This window comes from Chryseobacterium sp. AG363 (assembly GCF_003610675.1).
GTDB lineage: Bacteria > Bacteroidota > Bacteroidia > Flavobacteriales > Weeksellaceae > Chryseobacterium > Chryseobacterium cucumeris.
Map to the genome: position 1 here is coordinate 216,211 of NZ_RAQF01000002.1, position 20,599 is coordinate 236,809.

Annotated in this window: 16 protein-coding genes; 10 read left to right on the top strand and 6 right to left on the bottom strand. The window is 36.6% G+C overall.

Features of this window, described 5'->3' with window-relative positions; genetic code table 11:
* Window positions 1-48 precede the first annotated feature (48 nt).
* The 4 genes from DEU39_RS00980 (at window position 49) to DEU39_RS00995 (ending at window position 3,276) form a co-directional block, all read left to right on the top strand.
* Complete coding sequence (locus DEU39_RS00980; RefSeq protein ID WP_120230588.1) at window positions 49-1,173, top strand: DegT/DnrJ/EryC1/StrS family aminotransferase; 1,125 nt, start codon at window positions 49-51, stop codon at window positions 1,171-1,173.
* An 8-nt stretch (window positions 1,174-1,181) separates the two neighbouring features.
* Complete coding sequence (locus DEU39_RS00985; protein WP_120230589.1) at window positions 1,182-1,640, top strand: hypothetical protein; 459 nt, start codon at window positions 1,182-1,184, stop codon at window positions 1,638-1,640.
* Between the two features lie 21 nt (window positions 1,641-1,661).
* Entirely contained in the window at window positions 1,662-2,684 is a 1,023-nt protein-coding gene (gene galE / locus DEU39_RS00990) for a UDP-glucose 4-epimerase GalE (protein ID WP_120230590.1), read from the top strand.
* A gap of 139 nt (window positions 2,685-2,823) precedes the next feature.
* Window positions 2,824-3,276: an adenylyltransferase/cytidyltransferase family protein gene (locus DEU39_RS00995; RefSeq protein WP_062670769.1), complete on the top strand. Its 453-nt coding sequence runs from the start codon at window positions 2,824-2,826 to the stop codon at window positions 3,274-3,276.
* A 45-nt stretch (window positions 3,277-3,321) separates the two neighbouring features.
* Here DEU39_RS00995 and DEU39_RS01000 read toward each other — a convergent pair whose 3' ends face one another.
* From DEU39_RS01000 to pnuC, 5 genes are all read right to left on the bottom strand, one after another.
* The gene (locus tag DEU39_RS01000; protein WP_120230591.1) at window positions 3,322-5,901 is read right to left on the bottom strand and encodes a TonB-dependent receptor domain-containing protein; all 2,580 of its coding nucleotides are present in this window, start codon (window positions 5,899-5,901) and stop codon (window positions 3,322-3,324) included.
* Window positions 5,902-6,028: 127 nt separating this feature from the next.
* Window positions 6,029-7,054 (bottom strand): endolytic transglycosylase MltG, encoded by a 1,026-nt coding sequence (gene mltG / locus DEU39_RS01005; protein ID WP_120230592.1) that lies wholly within the window; start codon window positions 7,052-7,054, stop codon window positions 6,029-6,031.
* Window positions 7,055-7,086: 32 nt separating this feature from the next.
* A complete protein-coding gene (gene dapF / locus DEU39_RS01010; RefSeq protein WP_062670756.1) occupies window positions 7,087-7,854 on the bottom strand; it encodes a diaminopimelate epimerase in 768 nt (255 codons plus the stop codon).
* Between the two features lie 89 nt (window positions 7,855-7,943).
* Window positions 7,944-8,609 (bottom strand): hypothetical protein, encoded by a 666-nt coding sequence (locus DEU39_RS01015; RefSeq protein ID WP_062670754.1) that lies wholly within the window; start codon window positions 8,607-8,609, stop codon window positions 7,944-7,946.
* 4 nt (window positions 8,610-8,613) lie between these two features.
* Complete coding sequence (pnuC, locus tag DEU39_RS01020; RefSeq protein WP_120230593.1) at window positions 8,614-9,276, bottom strand: nicotinamide riboside transporter PnuC; 663 nt, start codon at window positions 9,274-9,276, stop codon at window positions 8,614-8,616.
* Window positions 9,277-9,440: 164 nt separating this feature from the next.
* Between pnuC and DEU39_RS01025 the strand changes: the two genes are divergently transcribed.
* The 3 genes from DEU39_RS01025 (at window position 9,441) to hemN (ending at window position 13,558) form a co-directional block, all read left to right on the top strand.
* Entirely contained in the window at window positions 9,441-10,958 is a 1,518-nt protein-coding gene (locus DEU39_RS01025) for an amino acid permease (protein WP_062670751.1), read from the top strand.
* A 49-nt stretch (window positions 10,959-11,007) separates the two neighbouring features.
* Window positions 11,008-12,021 (top strand): WD40/YVTN/BNR-like repeat-containing protein, encoded by a 1,014-nt coding sequence (locus DEU39_RS01030; RefSeq protein WP_120230594.1) that lies wholly within the window; start codon window positions 11,008-11,010, stop codon window positions 12,019-12,021.
* 178 nt (window positions 12,022-12,199) lie between these two features.
* Entirely contained in the window at window positions 12,200-13,558 is a 1,359-nt protein-coding gene (hemN, locus tag DEU39_RS01035; protein WP_062670747.1) for an oxygen-independent coproporphyrinogen III oxidase, read from the top strand.
* A gap of 203 nt (window positions 13,559-13,761) precedes the next feature.
* Here hemN and DEU39_RS01040 read toward each other — a convergent pair whose 3' ends face one another.
* On the bottom strand, window positions 13,762-15,129 hold the full coding sequence (locus tag DEU39_RS01040; protein WP_120230595.1) for a PQQ-dependent sugar dehydrogenase: 1,368 nt from the start codon (window positions 15,127-15,129) through the stop codon (window positions 13,762-13,764).
* A gap of 216 nt (window positions 15,130-15,345) precedes the next feature.
* Here DEU39_RS01040 and secD point away from each other — a divergent pair, with 216 nt between their 5' ends.
* The 3 genes from secD to DEU39_RS01055 all read left to right on the top strand — a co-directional run bounded on the left by secD (window position 15,346) and on the right by DEU39_RS01055 (window position 20,584).
* The gene (gene secD, locus DEU39_RS01045; RefSeq protein WP_120230596.1) at window positions 15,346-18,255 is read left to right on the top strand and encodes a protein translocase subunit SecD; all 2,910 of its coding nucleotides are present in this window, start codon (window positions 15,346-15,348) and stop codon (window positions 18,253-18,255) included.
* Between the two features lie 176 nt (window positions 18,256-18,431).
* Window positions 18,432-19,691, top strand: coding sequence for a TCR/Tet family MFS transporter (locus tag DEU39_RS01050; RefSeq protein WP_120230597.1), 1,260 nt, complete (start codon window positions 18,432-18,434; stop codon window positions 19,689-19,691).
* Window positions 19,692-19,780: 89 nt separating this feature from the next.
* Window positions 19,781-20,584: an arylamine N-acetyltransferase family protein gene (locus DEU39_RS01055; RefSeq protein ID WP_120230598.1), complete on the top strand. Its 804-nt coding sequence runs from the start codon at window positions 19,781-19,783 to the stop codon at window positions 20,582-20,584.
* Window positions 20,585-20,599: the final 15 nt, after the last annotated feature.

Below are 20,599 nucleotides of genomic sequence, written 5' to 3' on the forward strand. Positions count from 1 at the left end.
TTTTTGATAGGATTTTAAATTCCTTATTTTTACAGAAATATTTAGTATATGAAAAAAATTCAGATGGTTGACTTGCAAAGTCAGTATTACAAAATAAAGAATGATGTAGACAATGCAGTTTTGAATGTAATGGATTCTGCGGCATTTATTAACGGTCCTGAAGTAAAGTCTTTCCAGAATGAATTGGAGTCTTATTTAGACGTAAAACATGTTATTCCGTGTGCCAATGGTACAGATGCATTACAGATTGCCCTGATGGCGTTGGATCTGAAAGAAGGAGACGAAATTATAACAGCTGATTTTACTTTTGCTGCTACAGTAGAAGTTATTCACCTGCTTAAATTAAAGTCTGTACTGGTAGATGTAGATTATGATACATTCACAATCTCTACTGAACAGATTAAAAAAGCAATTACGCCCAAAACAAAAGCGATAATTCCGGTGCATATTTTCGGACAGTGCGCTAATATGGAGGAAATTTTAAAAATTGCTGAAGAGCACAATTTATTTGTTATTGAAGACAATGCTCAGGCAATCGGTTCAGAATATACATTTTCTGACGGAAGTGTAAAACAGGCAGGAACAATGTCTACTGTGGGAACCACTTCTTTCTTCCCTTCAAAAAACCTGGGATGTTACGGAGACGGAGGTGCTATCTTTACCAATAATGATGAATTAGCCCACCGTTTAAGAGGAATTGTAAACCATGGAATGTACGAAAGATATTACCATGATGAGGTAGGAGTAAACTCACGTTTGGACAGTATTCAGGCTGCGGTTTTAAGAAAGAAACTTCCTCACCTGGATTCTTACAACGAAGCCAGAAGAAAAGCAGCTGATTTTTATGATGAAGCTTTCGAAGGAAACCCGAATATCCTGACTCCAAAAAGAGCGGAAAACTCTACTCACGTATTCCACCAGTATACGTTAAGAATCCTGAATGGAAAACGTAATGAGCTTCAGAAGTTTTTAGCGGAAAAAGAAATTCCTGCAATGATCTATTATCCGGTAGCATTAAGAAAGCAAAAAGCATACTTCCAGGAAAGTAATGCAGCAGACTTTGTGAATACAGATAAGCTTTTGGATCAGGTAATTTCGTTGCCAATGCATACAGAATTAGACGAAGAGCAGCTGAAGTATATTACGGATGCAGTAATTGAGTTTATGGGATAAAAATAAGTATGAAGGAATTTTTTTTAAAAGGGAGAAAATATAAATTCTTTTTAGGATTTCACCTTTTTATTGTGGGGCTGTATTCAATCTATATTATAAATACATTGAAGTCTTATAATTCCTCATCTTATTCCACATATTATAAAGAGAGTATTTATGAAAATATCGCAAAATACTCTTTTTATATTATCATAAATTTAATTTCAGGAGGGATCATTTATTTTAAAATAAAACGGGCAAAGACTATCCTCAATTTTTTTGCAGTAATGATCTTTATTCTGGTTTGTTATGCCGAATATACCCTGGTTAAAACTTATGTTAATAACTCATATTATAACTTTGTAATTACTTTTAATACAGGAGTTATAGGTTTTATTGTTTTTTATATCTTTTATCTTAATAAAAAGAGTGAGAAAGAAGAGACAGGAATCAATGAAATAGAAAATATAGGAAAAAACGAAGACTAAGAAAGCGCAAAAGATAAAAAAATGGCAATACTTGTTACCGGCGGACTTGGATATATTGGTTCTCACACTGTTGTAGAACTTCTCAATAACGACTTTGAAGTGGTTATTGTAGATGATTTATCCAATACGGAAAGATTTATTTTAAAAAATATTGAGGACATTACAGGTAAGAAGCCTGTTTTTTATCCTTTTGATTTAAGAAGAAAAGAACTTCTTACTCAGGTTTTTGATGCTCATCAGATTGATGGCTGTATCAATTTTGCTGCCTCTAAAGCGGTAGGAGAGAGCCAGATCATTCCTGTTGATTATTATGAGAATAATCTGTTTTCTTTGATTAATATTCTTCAGGAATTTAAAGCAAGAAAGATCTCCAACTTTATTTTCAGCTCATCATGTACGGTATACGGACAGGCAGATGTAATGCCGATAGATGAAAATACCCCGTTGAAAACCCCTGAAAGTGTCTATGGGAAAACAAAACAAATGGGAGAACAGATCCTGATTGATTTTGCAAAAGCCTATCAAAGTAAAATATCACTATTAAGATATTTTAATCCAATCGGAGCACATCCTTCAGGAAAACTGGGAGAATTGCCGATAGGGATTCCTAATAATTTAGTACCTTATGTGATGCAGACGGCTTCCGGAGTTCGTGAGAAATTGAATATCTGGGGTGATGATTACCCTACAGAGGATGGAACGGCCGTTCGTGACTATATCTATGTTGTTGACTTGGCAAAAGCACATGTTGCGGCATTAAAGAAACTGATAGAGGATCCTTCGTCGGATGCTGTGATAGATGTCTACAACCTGGGAACAGGAAAGGGTTCATCTGTACTGGAAGTGGTAAAAGCTTTTGAAAAAGCCAATCATGTAGAAGTGCCTTATCAGATCTGTGCCAGAAGGGAAGGGGATATCACTATTGCATATGCCAACCCGGATAAAGCTGAGAAAGAACTTCACTGGAAGTCTGAAACCTCGCTTGAAGAAGCTTTAAGAACAGTTTGGGAATGGCAAAAATATCTGAACACCAGAAATTCATAACTTAGCATTGAGAAATGCTTATATAGAAAGAGCAATTTAAACGATCATAAAACAAATTACAAAAACATCTTCCTTGAAATTTGGTGTTTTATCTTTTTAAAAAACATTTATTTCAGCGAAGCTTTAATTTAATATTAATATGAAGACACAGAGAATAGGTATTACATTTTCGTCATTTGACTTATTGCATGCAGGTCACATTAAAATGCTTGAAGAAGCTAAAACTGTATGTGACTATTTAATCGTCGGACTTCAAATCGATCCGTCCCACGATCGTCCAAACAAAAATAAGCCAAGTCAGACTATTGTTGAAAGATATATCCAACTGAAAGCGGTGAATGCTGTGGATGAGATAATTCCTTATTACACAGAAGAAGACCTTTTGGATATTCTTAAATCATTTGTGATTGACGTAAGAATCATCGGGGATGATTACATGGACAAAGACTTTACAGGTAAGAAATACTGTGAGGAAAAAGGAATTGAGCTATTTTTCAACAAAAGAGACCATAGGTTTTCCACCAGCGATCTGAGAAGGAGAATTTATGAAGCTGAAAAAGAAAAATACGCAAAAGCAGAACCTGTAAAATAACAGAAATAAAAAATCCCGAAAGAAACTTTCGGGATTTTTGCTTTATTACATTGGGCCGCCTTGTTCTTCGTCCCCTTTTGTATTAGAATTAATATCTTTCTTCATTTTTGGTTTGGCATCAATCTTCTCACCTTGCTTGAACTTATAAGTGAAGGATAAAGCAAACTGTCTTGGCTGCCATTGCATTTCCATTTCTCTGGTAAATTGGGCATTATCAGAGAAGTTTTTCATTTTTCTGGTATTAAAGATGTCTCTGATGTTGAATCCTATAATTCCGTTTCCTTTCCAGATGGTCTGGCTTACTCCTAAATCTATACCATACATGGCCTTTCTGTTATTCATAGCTGTTTTCTCAGCAGCTCTGTAGAAACTTTGGATTTGAAGGCTTAAGTTTTTAGTAGGCTTAAAAGTATTGTTAAAACGTATTCTGTATGAAAATCCGGAACCTGAGAAATCATTTACAGTTCGTGGATTGTCAGGGAATAGGTTAAAGCTTCCTGTATTTTTATATCCGTAAAGGTCAGCAGAAAGCATTATTTTCCACCAGCTGTAAGGATCGTAAGTTCCATTCAGATCCAAACCATAATTGGTCTCCGTACCCACGTTGAAAGGCATGGTATTGACAGCTCCGGTCTCATCGATGTATTGATATCTGTTTTGCTCATCTTCAGACTTTTTAAAATACAAAGTTGGATTAAACGTAATCTTTTTATTTGAAAGATTGTATCCAAGTTCAAAAGAGTTTTCGTAGGTTGGATTAAGATCCGGGTTTCCTCTGAAGTAGTTTCTGTCATCATCAAAAGACATAAATGGAATCAGGGAGAAAGCTCTCGGACGGTTAATTCTTCTTGAATAGTTTAACAAGATCTGATTGTTCTTTGCGAGGTCATAGCTTAAAAATACAGAAGGGAAGAACTTAGTGTAGTTTTTATTAACCTCTGGAGTATTTGCCGGGTTTCCGTTTACATCATAATTTTGAAAATTAACGTCAATTTTTGAAGTCTCACTTCTTAATCCTAACTGATACGCAAATTTTTCTCCAATTTTACTTTTAAACTGTGCATACACTCCAAGAATATTTTCAGAATATACCGTGTTACTTGTAAAATCAAATCTTGTAAAGGAAGGCTGTCCGTTATTACTTTGGTCCACAAAATAATCATACGTGTTTCTGTTATAATCATAACGTGCTCCTGCTTCTAATTTAGACTTTTCACCTATTGGAAGTTCATAATCAATTTTTCCAATAAAGGTATCCGTTTTAGAATCTGTACTTACATTATTAATAGTACCGGTAGGTTGTAAAAGATTATTGATAAAAGTTCTCTGTACAATCTGATTGGTTCCGTCTGTTTTGTTCGTCTGGTAACTTGCGGATGCGGATAATAACTGGCCGTTATCTCCAATTTTCTGATCAAGTCCAAGATCAAACTGTGTTGCCAGATTTTTGTTATTTCCAAAGCTATTTCTTTCTCTAACAACATCATTTACGGTAGAAGCATCTTTATAAAGCCTTTCATTATAAGTGTTAATTCCGGTTTGATCTGTATCAAAACTTCTGATCATTCCCGAGAAATTGATAGAAGTCTTATCACTGAAGTCATGAGTAAAACCAGCCGTCACGTTATAAGTGTCACTTTCTCTGGTTGTCTTACCATTTTGTTGGGAATACTGAGTAAAAGGGAATGCAGTTGAAGCTAAGCTGCCAATATCATCCTTTCTGGTAGTTGTATTCTTCATGGTACTTTCATTCTTCTGATAACCGCCGCCGCCATTTAAAAACCAGGTCCAGTTACCTTTTCTCCAGTTTAGGTTTGCATTAAGATTGGTTCTTGGAAGGTAACCTAAAGTTCCGGTTACGCTACCATTGAATCCCATCTTTTTATCCTTTTTAAGAATGATGTTCAGAATACCGGCAGTTCCACTTGCCTCAAATTTAGAAGAAGGGTTGGTAATTACCTCAATTCTTTCAATCTGATCCGCAGGAATACTTTGCAAAGCATTGGCTCCATCGTCTATTCCAAGAAGAGAAGACGGCTTTCCGTTGATAAGAAATTTTACATTTGAATTTCCTCTCATCGATACTGTTCCGTCTGTGTCTACGGAAACCGAGGGAACGTTGGTCAAAACATCCTGAAGATTTCCTCCTTTACTTACAATATCCTGTGAAGGATCATAAGTTTTCTTATCAAGTTCTACTTTATATGCTTTGGTTGCTGATGCGGTAATAACAACACCCTGTATTTCTTTCGTTTTACCATCTACAGTAGAGGTTGCCTCTGCTTCAATAGATAGAGCACCGATATTACCTGCTTTTGCAATGTTTTTGCTGACTACAGTTTTTTTGTAATCAATAGCTTCTACTGTAATGTCATAGTCTCCGGGCATAAGTTGCAGCTGATACTGTCCTTTTTCATCAGTTAGTACAGCATCACTTAAAGTCTTGTTGGCTTTATTGCTGAAAGTTACGGAAGCGTAAGGAACCGGTTGATTTTTTTTGTTGACAATGATTCCTGAAACTCCAGCCTTTTCTTGTGCAAAAGCCAGTGCTGCCGCTGAAAGTACTAAGGTAAGTCCTAAAGTTTTTCTGGTGAAAATAGTGACAATTTCTGTCTTATTCTTCATAGGTTATTTTTTTGTATAAGATCGTGAAAGAATAACCCTTAATATTTTGAGTGTCTATAATAATGCATCAAAACATTATGGTTGTATATTTTTTTCTAACTGTTTAAATTTTCTGGTGCTTCTAAACTTATTTTATATTTTTTGAGTTGAGCCAGTCCTGATAAGCCTTTGCATTCACTGCATGTTCTTCAGCACTTGCAGTAAACTTATGGTATCCGAATCTTGCCGGATCAGCACACATAAATATATAGTTGTTGTTTTCGGCATTTAAAACAGCATCTATTGAATTCTTATCCACTACACAGATAGGTCCCGGAGGAATACCTGCATTGGCATAAGTATTATAAGGTGATGGTGTAGACAAATGCTTATATAATACCCTTTTTATAGGTTCTTTAAAATTAGTCTGCTTATTAATTGCATAAATTACCGTAGGATCAGACTGAAGTTTCATTCCTTTTCTGTAACGGTTTAAATATAATCCTGCAATCGTTTTCATTTCGTCCTTTTTTCCTCCGGATTCCTTATAAACAATAGAAGCTAAAGCATAAATCTGATCTCTTGTAAGACCGGACTGCTCTTCTTTGTTTTTTCTTTCACTCGTCCAGAAATCATTATATTGAGTTTCGAACTTGGAAAAAAATTCTCTCGGACTTACCGTCCAGAAAAAATTATAAGTATCAATGAAAAAATATTTTTTTAAATCTTCAACATTTTTATATCCTTTCTCCTGTGCAACAGCATCGAGATCATTCACAAAATGTAATGAATCAATTTCTGTTTTTTTAGTCACCCTACCAATCATCTGATACATATCTCCAAAATCACCGATTCTGTAAGAGTTTGCAGTCTGGTTACCTGCTTTGATCATATTGACAAGGTTTTTGTTACCTGTTCCGCTCTGAATATGATATCGCCCTGCTTTAAAATTCGTATCAAGGCCTTTTTCCTTAGCTACAGCTTCAAAAGATTCCCTGTCTTTAATATAAGGAGCAATAGAATCGAGGATCTGTTTAAATCCTGCTCTATGAGGAATCAGAACGTAACCATCCTTTTCTACGTTATTTCCTAAATATTTATTATAAAATCTCAAACCAAAAAATCCTGCCACTACAAAAACCAGCAGAATGACAATGAGAATTGCTTTTTTCATTCTTATCAATGTTGATTAAAAGTTTTTTGTTTTTAAAGAAGATCTGTCTTACCTCTAAAAACTTGCTTTGCAGGACCCTCCAGCCAAATATTCTGGAATGCATCACCGCTTTTTTCAGCATGTACTTTAAGGTTTCCACCTAAAGTTTTAACTTTTACAGAGGTTAGATTATGTTTTTGCAGAAAAGTTAAAGCAGAAGCTGTAACTCCTGTTCCGCAACTGTAAGTTTCGTCCTCAACGCCTCGTTCATAGGTTCTTACAAAAATTTCATTATCGGAAATTTTTTCTACAAAGTTCACATTGATTCCTTTTTCTTTATATTTTTCTGAATTTCTGATGCCATATCCTTCGTCATAAACGTGATAATCTTTCAGATTGTCAACATATTTTACATAATGAGGAGATCCGGTATTCAGAACAAAATCATTTCCGTCTTGGGAGATAGTATCCACATTGATCATTTTTAATTTAATGATTCCGTTATGGATTTCAGCTTCATGTTCACCATCTGTCGCAATGAATTTGCATTTGTCTTCGAAGATGTCAAGGAAAAAAGCAAAAGCGACAAGGCATCTTCCTCCGTTTCCGCACATCGTACTTTCTCCGCCATCAGAATTGTAGTACACCATTTTGAAGTCATAATGAGGATCGTTTTCCAATAGAATAAGACCGTCAGCACCTATTCCGAAACGTCTGTCACATAATTTTTCAATGCTATCTTTATCTTTAGTAAATTGGAGATCACGGTTGTCTACCATTACAAAATCATTCCCTGTTCCCTGATATTTATAAAATTCCATATTTTTTTGTTAAATGAAGAAGCAAAATTACTATATTTTAAATGAAAAACGAACAGTGTTAGCTGTTCGTTTCCTTATTTATAATCGTTTTATCTAAAGCCGCCACCGCCGCTCTGCTGTCTGCTTGAACTGGTGCTTTGGCTGCCTGAGCTATTCCTGAATCCACCGCCGGAAGACTCTGATCTGCTGCCTCCGGAATTTCTGAAACCACTGTTATTCTGGTTTCCCTGGTTGTTCTGATTACTGCTGTTTTGATTTCTGAATCCACTGTTACTGTTGGAGTTTCTGAAACCACTGTTGTTCTGATTTCCCTGATTGTTTTGATAACCACTATTCTGGTTTCTGAATCCGCTGTTGCTGTTAGAGTTTCTATTATTATTGAATCCTCCGTTATTATTGTATGAACCGTTACTGTTCGTTGTACGCGTATTCTGGAATCCGTTTTGAGGTCTTGACGAAGAAGATGATCTTCTTTCTACATAGACTTTTCTTCTGGAGTTATTATAATTGTCATAATAATAAGGAATGCCATTATCATAGTAATAATTAACGTTGTTTCTGTAATAATAGCCATCATTGCCCCAATATCCTCCGCTTCCGTAGTATCCTGAAGGAGCATAATAATACCCGTTGTTGTAGTAGGGATCACCATATCCGTAACCACTATTGCTTCCATATCCGTCGGTATATGCTAGACAAGAGGTTAAACTGGTAATAGCAAAAATACTGACTGCTATTTTAAATAAATTTTTCATGACTTTATTGTACTTTTTTTTCTTTAAAACTTTTTTTCCAATTGACGTATCCTAAGATCGCCATTATAGTAAATACCAAATATTGAACCGAAGTGATTCCAAGTCCCTTAAAAATCATCATAGGAATACAAATAAGATCTCCGAGAATCCAGAAAATCCAGCTCTCAATGCGCTGTTTGGCCATCAACCACATTCCTACTAAAAATATGGAAGTGGTAAAAATATCCATCCAATTGGCCCAGTCGAGATGATACAATCCCAAATAACCACTTTCTAAATGATCAATATAAGGTTTGCAATAATAAATAAAAGTAACAAATGCCAAACTCAGCACAAAAAGAATACTTGCATGTATCCATTCTTTTCGGGTAGCCCATGTAACTTCTACGTGAACATGATCTTCAGAATTTCTTGCCCATAGAACCCATCCATAAATACTCATGACAGTATAATAGACGTTAATCATACAGTCTCCCAGAAGCCCGGCATTGAAAAGAAGATATACATAGATCAGCGTTGAAATAATGCCGGTAGGATACACCCATATATTTTTCTTTATGGAAAAAAATACGCTCAGTATTCCGAAAATTGCACCTGATGCTTCCAACATAATTTGTAAAGAATCATAGCTTTCATAAGGCTTTACAAAAAGATCATATAAATTCATGCAATCAAAAATAAGCAAAAATATGGACTTTTTAAAATGGATTATATAATGTGTTGTTCAGGTTTTTAAACCTTTAATGTAAAATAAATGAGGAAAGTTTAACGATAAACGTGGGAGTTCCTAAATTTTTTATATTTTCGTAAATCCTTAATAAATAAAAAAACATGTCGAAAATTTGGGTTAAAAAGCCACTAAGTGCCTATGAGGCAGATATGAAGAAAAGTGAGCTGAAAAAAGTCCTTGGAAAATGGAGTTTAACAGCAATTGGAGTAGGTGCTATCATCGGTGGTGGAATCTTTGTTCTTACAGGAACAGGAGCCTATTATCACGCAGGACCAGCACTTGCCATTTCCTTTATCATTGCAGGGATCGCCTGCGTTTTTGCTGCATTATGCTATGCAGAGTTTGCATCCATTATTCCTGTAGAGGGTTCAGCTTATGCTTATGCATATGGAACAGTAGGAGAAATTTTTGCATGGGCCATGGGATGGTGTCTCATCCTCGAGTACGCGATGGCGAGTATGGCCGTCTCCGTGAGTTGGTCCGGTTATTTTAATAAATTTTTGAAGATTTTTAATATTCATTTGCCTGCCTATCTGACATCAGACCCGGCAAGTTATACCGGAGATGGTTTTTCTATGAACCTGCCAGCATTTATTCTGGTTCTTTTAATTACTGCATTATTGGTAAAAGGAACTAAAGAGGCAGCAGGAGCGAATAACCTGATCGTTTTAATGAAAACTTCAGCCGTTATCTTTGTGATTATCGCTGGTGTATACATTATTTTCTCTAATACGGATCTTTACAATGCGGTAGATGGTGTTAAAAACTGGAAGCCTTTTATTCCTGATCCGATAAAGATCAAGAACTCTGAAGGAGATCTGGTTTCTGCCTACGGGATTAAAGGTATTATTTCCGGAGCAGCAGCTATTTTCTTTGCTTATATCGGTTTTGATGCTGTTTCTACACAGGCTGGAGAAGCTATTAACCCTAAAAAAGATGTACCTTTCGCTATCATCGCTTCACTATTGATCTGTACAGCATTGTATATCTGTGTATCTCTTGTATTGACAGGGATGATGCATTATACAGACTTTAATCCTGAAGGAAGATATCCGGATGCCATCAAAGCGCCTGTTGCGTATGCTTTTGAAATTGCAGGAAAGCACTGGGCGAGTAATATCGTAACGATTGCTGCTACCGTAGGGTTGATTTCTGTTGTAATGGTAATGATGATGGGGCAGTCCAGAATCTTCATCGGTATGGCAAAAGACGGGTTGATTCCTAAATTCTTCGGACAGCTTCATCCAAAAACAAAAACACCTTACAAAGGAATTATCCTGTTAGGAATTGTAGTAGCTTTAATCGCTGCATTTACACCAATTTCTACATTGGCAGATATGACAAGTTTCGGAACCCTGTTTGCATTTACACTGGTTTGTATCGCAGTTTGGGTGATGAGAAAGAAAGAACCTAACCTGATCAGACCTTTCAAAGTTCCTGCTTATAAAATCGTAGTGGCATTAGGAGTAATTATCAACCTATATTTGATCTTTAACCTAAGTGCTCATGCATTGGAACTTTCTGCAGTATGGTTGTTCTTAGGAGGTTTGGTATACTTCCTTTACGGAAAATCAAACAGTAAGCTTAACAACCCTGAAAAATATCAGAATCAGGATTAATAATAATATAAACCGCTTCGGCGGTTTTTTTTGTCACAATACTATTACTATGAAAAATATTTTTTCCATTGTATTCCTGTCCGTAGGAATTACAGCGTTTTCCCAACAGGTGGAAAGCCTTGAAACCATTCTTAACGATAAAATCAGTATCAGGGCTCTTGAACTATATGACAACAAAGTATGGTACAGCGGTACGGATTCCAAATTCGGGTTTGTAGATCTTAAAGACTATAAAAACCAGAAACAGGTCAGGCTATCTGAAGAAAAACTTCAGTTCAGAACACTAGGACAGAATAAAACTTCTTTCTATGCAATCAATATTGAAAGTCCGGCACGTTTTTTCAAAATTGATAAAAAAGATCTGAAATCACAGGTGATTTTTAAAGATACTGCAAAAACAGCGTTTTATGATGCTTTGCATTTCGTGAATGATAAACTTGCCTATACCTTCAGTGACGCAGATAAAGATCACCTGCTGAAACTAGCGGTATATAAGGATGGGAAATGGAACATGTTTAAAAATAATGTAACGTTAAATGATGGCGAAGCTGCTTTTGCCGCCAGCAATACCAATATTTCATCCTCTAAAAAATACTTATGGATTGCGACTGGAGGAAAAGCTTCAAGAATCTTAAGAATGAACCTGAAAGATGATAAAATAGAAGTGTTCAGTACCCCAATCATACAAGGAGAATCTTCCCAGGGAATGTATTCCATTGATTTTTTTGAAGACCGTTTCGGAATAGCAGCAGGAGGAGATTATACCAAACAGGATGCTAATATCAATAATATTGCAACGACAAATGATGCAGGAAAAACCTGGCAGATTCAGGCTTCAGGGCAGAATGCGGGATATACCACCTGTGTGAAAATAAAACCGGGATCAAAAGGAAAAGAAATCATTGCGGTAGGCGACAAACATATCAGCTATTCCTCAGATTTTGGGAAGACCTGGAAAAAGATTTCTGATGAAAAAGGCTTCTTTGTCTGCCAGTGGATTGATGCTGACCATGTGGTTCTTGCAGGAAATAACAGAATTGCGGTGATGAAATTAAAATTTTAAATAGCAGGAATAGAATTTATCACTATTGGCCAAAAGCCTGATCATACGTATTTAGACTCATTATAAAATAGAACCTAATATAATTCATAGGTTAAAATTCATAACTAATGGTTAATTTTGTAGGGTGGAATTTTAATTATGTTAAATTTCATACCCTTATAAAATTTTAATTTTCAAAATGAACTCTTTAATAGATAAGTATAATATTCCCGGACCGCGTTACACTTCTTATCCTACCGTTCCATATTGGGATGAATCAACATTCTCACCGGAACAATGGAAAGAAACGGTAATCAGGTCTTTTCATGAAAGCAATGCAGAGGAGGGAATTTCTATTTACATCCATTTGCCTTTCTGTGAGGCATTGTGTACGTTCTGTGCTTGCCATAAGCGTATTACCAAACAGCATAGTGTTGAAATACCTTATCTGGAAAGTGTTTTAAAGGAATGGAAACTATATCTTGATCTTTTCAACGAAAGACCTAAACTGAAAGAATTACACCTGGGAGGTGGTACTCCTACCTTTTTCTCTCCTGAGAATTTAAGAACATTACTGGAAGGGATCTTTTCATCGGTAGACATTGCAGAGCACCCTGAATTTTCTTTTGAAGGGCATCCAAACAATACGACGAAGGAACATCTTCAGACCTTATATGACCTTGGTTTCAGAAGAGTGAGCTTTGGAGTTCAGGATTACGATCCTAAAGTTCAGAAAGCTATCAACAGAATCCAGCCTTTTGAAAATGTGAAAAACGTTACAGAATGGGCAAAGGAAATAGGGTACAGAGGAATCAGCCATGATCTGGTTTTCGGATTGCCGCACCAGAATTGGGAAGCAATGGAACATACCATCAGAAAGACTATGGAATTGAAACCGGACAGACTGGCATTCTATTCTTACGCACACGTTCCATGGGTGAAAGGTGTCGGACAAAGAGGATTTGATGAAAATGACCTTCCAAGTGGAGAAGAAAAACGCCGTTTGTATGAAGATGGAAAAAAGCTTCTTCAGGATTTAGGATATATTGAAGTAGGGATGGATCACTTCTCTCTTGAGCATGATGATCTTTATCAGTCTCTGATTCATAAAAAACTACACAGAAATTTCATGGGGTATACCTCTAGTAAAACCCAGCTGATGGTTGGGCTTGGTATGTCTGCTATTTCAGATTCATGGTATGCTTTTGCCCAAAATGTAAAAACAGTGGAAGAATATCAGAAAATGGTTGAACAAGGTGAGATTCCTGTTGTAAAAGGACACGTTCTGAGCGATGAGGATCTTACGGTAAGAAGACATATTCTGAATCTTATGTGTCAGCTTGAAACCACTTTTGATGTTAATAACTCTTTCCCTGAGCTTGACAATGCGCTGGAAATGCTGAAAGAAATGGAAAATGACGGTTTGGTTGAGATCAATGGAACTGAAGTTAAAATTACAGAAGCCGGAAGAGCATTCACAAGGAATGTAGCCATGGTTTTTGACCTGAGGATGATGAGAAACAAACCTGAAACCAGGATTTTCTCAATGACTATATAAAATAAAAGCGGTTCAATTCTGAACCGCTTTTTTATAGACCCGTGGGTTTGTTTTGAACTTGTTTAAACTTTTTTGAAACATTAAGATTGTATTAAGGTGTCTAGAGTAGTCCAATGTTTTTTGCTTGTTGAAAAGCCTTTGCCACCCTTTTTTATAGAATTTAAAAGCCTTAGCGTTTCGTTTGCGTTTAAAACCAGCTACTACTATTTAATAATCAATTTCTGACTATATGATTTCAGTTCCCCGGATTTTAGATTAATATAATACATTCCGGCAGGTATCCCTGAGATATTAATTGCTTTGCCATTAATAATCTGATCCGTTTCCATCACTTTTCTTCCCTCTGCACTGACGATTTCCAGAGTTGCTTTTTTATCTTTTACCCCATCAATGAAAATTTCTTTTGAAGCAGGATTAGGATAGACCTTTACTGCTCCTAAAGTATTTTCATTAGTTCCTAAAGTTCCTGTAGATATTTTGAAAATTTTTCCATTGCTCAAATCTGCGACATACAATCCTTTTTGATAATCTTCTCCAAAAGTAGAAAAGTTATTTCCGGAATAAGGAGTCGTCCAAGTAATGGTATTATTGGTATCCAGCATTCCGATCTGAGAAGAACAATAATCTGCAAAGAAATATTTTCCCTGAAGTGACGGGTATTGGCTTCCTCTATAGACGTAGCCGCCTGTGATAGAACATTTCCCGCCAGAATGGTTGTATACAGCAACAGGGAAGGCCATGGTAGACTGTGCAGCGCATCCTGCTGTATTGTAAGCATTATTTCCTTCATAACAACGCCAGCCATAATTTAATCCGGCTGTAGTAATGGGCATTTTGTTGATTTCTTCTATTGCTCCCTGTCCAACATCCGCAATCATAGCATTGCCTGTAGTCAGATCAAAAGAAAATTTCCAGGCATTTCTAAGACCATAAGCCCATACCTCGTCTGCACCATCCACTCCGGCTCCGGCAAAAGGATTGTCTGGCGGAATATTGTAAGGGCCGGTAGCATCCACATCGATTCTCAACATTTTCCCTAATAAAACATTTTTATTTTGGGCATTATTATTCGGGTCACCACCACTTCCTCCGTCTCCGGTGATGATCCAAAGCTTTCCATCAGGAGCAAAATGAATGCTTCCTCCATTGTGATTGTCGAATGGTTTGGGAATATTCAACAGTATTTTTTCAGAAGCAGGATCTGCTACGTTTGGGTCTGTAGAACTCACACTGTATCTGGCAACAATAATATTGCCTGAAAGGTTGTTGTAATACACAAAAAAATACCCGTTGGTAGAGTATTGAGGATGAAATGCAAGACCAAGAAGGCCTCTTTCACCGCCGAAAGTAATTTTTGATCCGATATTCAGAAAGTTGGTTGTGTTAATAGTCCCATTGGGTTGAATAATTTTAATGATGCCGTCTTGTTGAACCACAAAAAGGCGGCTGTCATTGGCGTTCGTAATCTCTACAGGGCTGGTAAGTCCTGTCACAAATTCTTCCAAATTAATGCTTTGAGAATTAACAATTAAGGAAGAAAAAACACTGATGCTAAAAAGTAATTTTTTCATAATATTTTGAGAGTTAGTGTGTTGGAAAAGTAAATGAAAATTTTATACCAATCGATTTTGAAGACTTCATTATGATAGTATGAAAAAATTGTTAAATCTTAAATAGAAATCACGATACCAATATATCTGGAAATAAACCATTTCTGTTGTTAAAAATTCATAAAATACAAGAAAATCATTATATTTGCCGACTTAATTTAACGTAGTTATAACAAAATGCAAGGAAAAGGACTTATTACAATTGTCGCTATTGTACTAGGGTTGATTTGCTTAAACGAGCTATTACCAACATGGTACGCCAGCAAAATTGAAAAGCAGGCAACTGCTATTGCAGGAGACAATCCGGAGAAGTATCAAAAAGAAATCGCAAGACTTTCTAAGGATACTTTGAATTTAGGATTCACAAAACTTTATTACACTAAAGCCAAAGACAAGGAAATGAAACTTGGTCTTGACTTGAAAGGAGGGATCAACGTTCTTTTGGAAATCAACCAAAGAGATCTTGTGAATGATTTAACCAATTATTCTACAAATCCTGTTCTTATTGAGGCTTTAAACAAAACTGATGAAGCACAGAAGAATTCTACTAAACCTTACATCGACAACTTCTTTGAGCAGTTCGATGTAATTAACAAAGCTAAAGGGGCAAATCTTAAGTTGGCGGATCCGGAAATTTTCGGAAATACAACCCTTACTGAGGTGAAGTACAACACACCTGATGAGCAGGTGAAAAGCATTGTTAAAAGAAAAATCGATGCATCTGTAGGAACAGCTTTCGAGGTAATCAGAACGAGAATTGACAAACTTGGAGCTATCCAGCCAAACGTTCAGAGAGTACCTGGTACAGCGAGAATTTCTGTGGAAATGCCTGGTATGAAGGACATCGATAAAGTGAAGAAAATGCTTCAGACTTCTGCAAAACTTCAGTTCTGGGAAGTACAGCAGGTTCCTGAAATTGCACCTTATTTCCAGACTTTGACAACTATGGTTGCTGCAAAAGGAGATTCTATGGGAGTGGCAAAGAATGTGAACTTCATGAGCCTTTTACAGCTTGACAAATTAAGAACAAACGGTGTTGCTAACGTAAAATTATCCGATACTGCAGTTGTAAACAAAATTTTAAACAGCAAAGTAGGTCAGTCTTTACGTCCGGCTAACATTAAATATACTCAGTTCATGTGGGGTTACAAACCTGAAGCTACCGATACTGAAAGTTTAGTATTGTATGCGATCAGAGGTAACATTAACCAGAAAGCTCCGGTAGACGGTGCTGTAGAAACTGCAAACATCAGCTACGATGAACTAAGCAGAGTAGTGGTAGATATGCAGATGGACTCTAAAGGAGCAAAAGAATGGAAAACATTAACTGAGAAAAACGTTGGAAAACCAGTTGCCGTAACTCTTGATAACAGAGTATACACAGCTCCTAACGTTGTAAATGCTATCCCTAACGGTAGAACTCAGATCTCTGGTAACTTCTCTCAGGAAGAAGCTAAAGAACTGGTAGATGTGTTAGGTGCTGGTAAATTGCCTGCAGGTGCAAAAGTAGTTCAGGCTACCGTTGTAGGTCCATCTTTAGGACAAGAGGCTATTGATTCCGGTTTAATGTCGTTTATCATTGCATTTGCTATTATCATTGTTTATATCATTTTCTACTACGGTGGAGCTGGTGTATACGCGGTAATTGCGATGGTGATAAACTTATTCTATATTTTCGGTATTATGGATTCGGGTGACTTTACCCTTACGCTTCCAGGTATCGCGGGTATCGTTCTTACCATGGCAGTAGCGGTGGATACGAACGTTATCATTTATGAAAGAACTAAAGAAGAATTATTCGCTGGGAAAAGTATTCTTGAAGCTTACAAAGATGGTTTCAAACATGCATTAAATGCGATTATCGATGGTCACACTACGACTTTCTTAACGGCAGTTGTATTGTTCTTCTTCGGAACAGGGCCTATTAAAGGTTTTGCATTGACGTTGATGATCGGTATCTTAATGACATTATTTACGTCTGTATTGCTTTCAAGAGTAATGATTTTCTCAAGATTAAATAAAGGAAAAGGACTTTCTGTTTGGACTCCGGCTACGAAGAACCTATTCAGAAATACCTGGATCGATTTCATCGGAAAGAGAAAATATGCTTACATCGTTTCTGCTGTTCTTACAGTTATTTGTATTATTTCAATCGCAACACACGGTTTCAAATATGGTATTGATTTTACCGGTGGTAGAAACTATGTGGTAAGATTTGATAAAGATGTAAAAGCTGAAGATGTTGAAGAAAAATTAGTAGCATTATTCAAAACTGAAGACGGTAAGAACTCTTCTGTGGAAGCTAAGACTTTCGGAAACAATAAACAATTAAAGATCTCTACAGATTACCTTATCGAGGATGAATCTTTAAAGGCTGACCAGATTATCGAACAGAAATTATTCGAAGGTTTAAAATCAAACTTACCGGCAGGAACTACATTGAAAGATTTCAAATCTGCTGATAAAGACCACGCGGGAATTATTTCTTCTGAGAAAGTAGGACCTTCTGTTGCTGATGATATCCAGACTCACGGTATCTATGCGGTATTAGCTGCATTAGCAATGATCTTCATCTACATCCTGGTAAGATTTAGAAAATGGCAGTTCTCTCTTGGAGCGGTTGCTGCTCTATTCCACGATGCGGTAATTATTTTAGGAGCCTATTCATTGCTTCACAAATATATGCCGTTCAACATGGAGATCAATCAGGACTTCATTGCTGCGATTCTTACTGTGTTAGGATACTCAATTAACGATACCGTAATTATCTTCGATAGAATCAGAGAATACCTGAGAGAGAAAAAATCTTTAACATTAGCTGGTCTGTTTGATGACTCTATTTCAAGTACGTTGGGTAGAACATTCAACACTTCATTCACTACGATTTTGGTGATCCTTGCGATCTTCATATTCGGAGGTGATAACTTAAGAGGATTCATGTTTGCGATGCTAATCGGTATTGGATTTGGTACTTATTCATCCATCTTTGTGGCGTCTGCAATTGCTTATGACTTCCTTAAGACTGGAAAAGAAGAAGAGGTACATGGAAAATCTACTTCTGCTAAAGAAGAACTCGCTTCTAAGTAATACAAACTACAATAAATTAGTAAGGGCCGTTTCGAAAGAAACGGCCTTTTTTTTAATCAAAGTCCAAATAGTGGTCAGCTGTTCGTGCTCGTATTGCTTTACTTTTTTTAGTATACATATTAACTATTGATAATTTAGAATCATTATTTTTCAGATTTGATTAATTTTGCACCATCATGGAAAATTCAAAGAAAAAAGCAGCTATAGGCTTCATATTTATTACTTTACTGATCGATATTACGGGATGGGGAATCATCATCCCTGTTGTTCCTAAATTAATTGAGGAACTTATTCATGCAGATATTAGTGAAGCTGCAAAATATGGTGGCTGGCTTGGATTTGCCTATGCATTTACGCAATTTATATTCTCTCCGTTAGTCGGAAATCTTAGTGACAAATACGGAAGAAGACCCATCATTCTGATTTCTCTTTTCGGATTTGCAATCGATTATATTTTCCTTGCGCTGGCTCCAACGATCTGGTGGCTGTTTTTAGGAAGAATCATTGCAGGGATCACAGGAGCAAGTGTCACTACGGCCAGTGCTTATATTGCCGATATTTCCACTGATGAAGACCGTGCCAAGAATTTTGGACTGATAGGGGCAGCCTTTGGTCTTGGATTTATCATTGGGCCTGTTCTGGGCGGAGTTCTCGGGCATTATGGAGCAAGAGTTCCTTTCTATGCTGCTGCAGGTCTGTGCTTACTTAATTTCCTTTACGGTTATTTTATCCTTCCTGAAAGTTTGGATAAAGATAAAAGAAGAGAATTCGACTGGAAACGTGCCAACCCAATAGGCTCATTTAAATTTCTGGGGAAACATCCTGAAATTTCAGGTCTTATTGTTTCGTTGATATTGATTTATATTGCAGGTCACGCTGTACAGAGTAACTGGAGTTTCTTTACTATGTATAAGTTCAGCTGGACAGAAAGAATGGTAGGAATCTCATTGGGAGTAGTAGGTTTGCTGGTAGGTCTTGTACAGGGCGGGCTTATCAGATATACAACGCCCAGACTGGGAGAGCAGAAAAGTATTTATTACGGATTGGCTTTCTATGCAGTAGGAATGTTATTGTTTGCCTTTGCTTCAGAAGGCTGGATGATGTTTGTGTTTCTGGTTCCTTACTGTTTAGGAGGAATTTGCGGACCGGCTTTACAGTCTGTCATCACGAAAAGTGTTCCTTCCAATGAACAGGGAGAACTTCAGGGAGCATTAACGAGTTTAATGAGTGCTACATCCATTATAGGACCTCCGATGATGACTAATTTATTTTACTATTTCACGCATGATGAAGCACCGTTCAAATTTTCAGGGGCACCTTTCTTTTTAGCATTTATTTTAATGGCGGTCAGTGTGGTAATTACTTATTCTGCTTTTCAGAAAAAAAATAAAAATTTAGTTGATGTAACCTCGGAAAAGGATTTTCACAAGTCATAGTTCTATTGATGAACTATAATTGATTTTCGGGTTATCTTTCAATAATTTTACAAGTCTTTTTTATTTATTTTGAAACAAAAAACCAAATTATGAATACATCAGATCTGGAAAAGTATTTGGAACGGATTCATTTCTCCGGAACTCCTGAATTGAGCATGGAAACATTGAGGAAAATACATCAGCTTCATCCTAAATATATTCCATTTGAAAATATAGACTCTTATACTGGAAAAGTGCCTTCTTTGAATGTAGATGATGTTTTCAGAAAACTGGTGATCGAATCCAGAGGCGGATATTGCTATGAACAGAATCTGCTTTTAAGTGAAGTTTTAAAAACATTAGGTTTCAATGTAAAGCTTCAGCTTGGAAGGGTAGTGTGGGGAAGGCAGGAGGATAGTATTGCTGCACAGACGCATCTTTTGCTTATTGTCGATTTTGATGGAGATCAATATGTAGTAGATTGTGGATTTGGAACAGCCACGCTCACTGCACCTGTACTTTTAAATGAAGAAGAGCAGCAGCAGACACCCAACGGAATGTTTAAAGTTTCCCATAAAGAAGAAACCTATACGCTTTGGATGTGGAAGGAGCAGTGGCTTCCTGTGTATCGATTTACTCCTGAAAATGTAGTACCTGTTGACCTTGATATTTCCAACTGGTATTTGTCTACTCATCCGGATTCTCATTTTAAGAACAGACTGATTCTTTCAAAAGTAGATGAGAATGCTCGTTATACCTATACAGACCATGTGCTGAATATCCGGACTCGTGATGGTGAAAAGGAATCTATAACGATAGAAAATGATATACAGCTCTATGAAATATTGATTAATACTTTTGGGCTTAAAGAAAATGCGATAGAAGCGTTGAAGTCAAAAGTCAGAATCTGGTAAGACTTATAAAATATA

Excerpts from the sequence above, each read along its gene's own strand:
- DEU39_RS01055 (WP_120230598.1), top strand. The coding sequence starts at position 19,781 with ATGAATACATCAGATCTGGAAAAGTATTTGGAACGGATTCATTTCTCC.
- DEU39_RS00995 (WP_062670769.1), top strand. The coding sequence starts at position 2,824 with ATGAAGACACAGAGAATAGGTATTACATTTTCGTCATTTGACTTATTG.
- mltG (WP_120230592.1), bottom strand. The coding sequence starts at position 7,054 with ATGAAAAAAGCAATTCTCATTGTCATTCTGCTGGTTTTTGTAGTGGCA.
- DEU39_RS01015 (WP_062670754.1), bottom strand. The coding sequence starts at position 8,609 with ATGAAAAATTTATTTAAAATAGCAGTCAGTATTTTTGCTATTACCAGT.
- DEU39_RS01025 (WP_062670751.1), top strand. The coding sequence starts at position 9,441 with ATGTCGAAAATTTGGGTTAAAAAGCCACTAAGTGCCTATGAGGCAGAT.
- DEU39_RS00985 (WP_120230589.1), top strand. The coding sequence starts at position 1,182 with ATGAAGGAATTTTTTTTAAAAGGGAGAAAATATAAATTCTTTTTAGGA.
- hemN (WP_062670747.1), top strand. The coding sequence starts at position 12,200 with ATGAACTCTTTAATAGATAAGTATAATATTCCCGGACCGCGTTACACT.
- DEU39_RS01000 (WP_120230591.1), bottom strand. The coding sequence starts at position 5,901 with ATGAAGAATAAGACAGAAATTGTCACTATTTTCACCAGAAAAACTTTA.
- DEU39_RS01050 (WP_120230597.1), top strand. The coding sequence starts at position 18,432 with ATGGAAAATTCAAAGAAAAAAGCAGCTATAGGCTTCATATTTATTACT.
- DEU39_RS01030 (WP_120230594.1), top strand. The coding sequence starts at position 11,008 with ATGAAAAATATTTTTTCCATTGTATTCCTGTCCGTAGGAATTACAGCG.
- pnuC (WP_120230593.1), bottom strand. The coding sequence starts at position 9,276 with ATGAATTTATATGATCTTTTTGTAAAGCCTTATGAAAGCTATGATTCT.
- dapF (WP_062670756.1), bottom strand. The coding sequence starts at position 7,854 with ATGGAATTTTATAAATATCAGGGAACAGGGAATGATTTTGTAATGGTA.
- DEU39_RS01040 (WP_120230595.1), bottom strand. The coding sequence starts at position 15,129 with ATGAAAAAATTACTTTTTAGCATCAGTGTTTTTTCTTCCTTAATTGTT.
- secD (WP_120230596.1), top strand. The coding sequence starts at position 15,346 with ATGCAAGGAAAAGGACTTATTACAATTGTCGCTATTGTACTAGGGTTG.
- DEU39_RS00980 (WP_120230588.1), top strand. The coding sequence starts at position 49 with ATGAAAAAAATTCAGATGGTTGACTTGCAAAGTCAGTATTACAAAATA.
- galE (WP_120230590.1), top strand. The coding sequence starts at position 1,662 with ATGGCAATACTTGTTACCGGCGGACTTGGATATATTGGTTCTCACACT.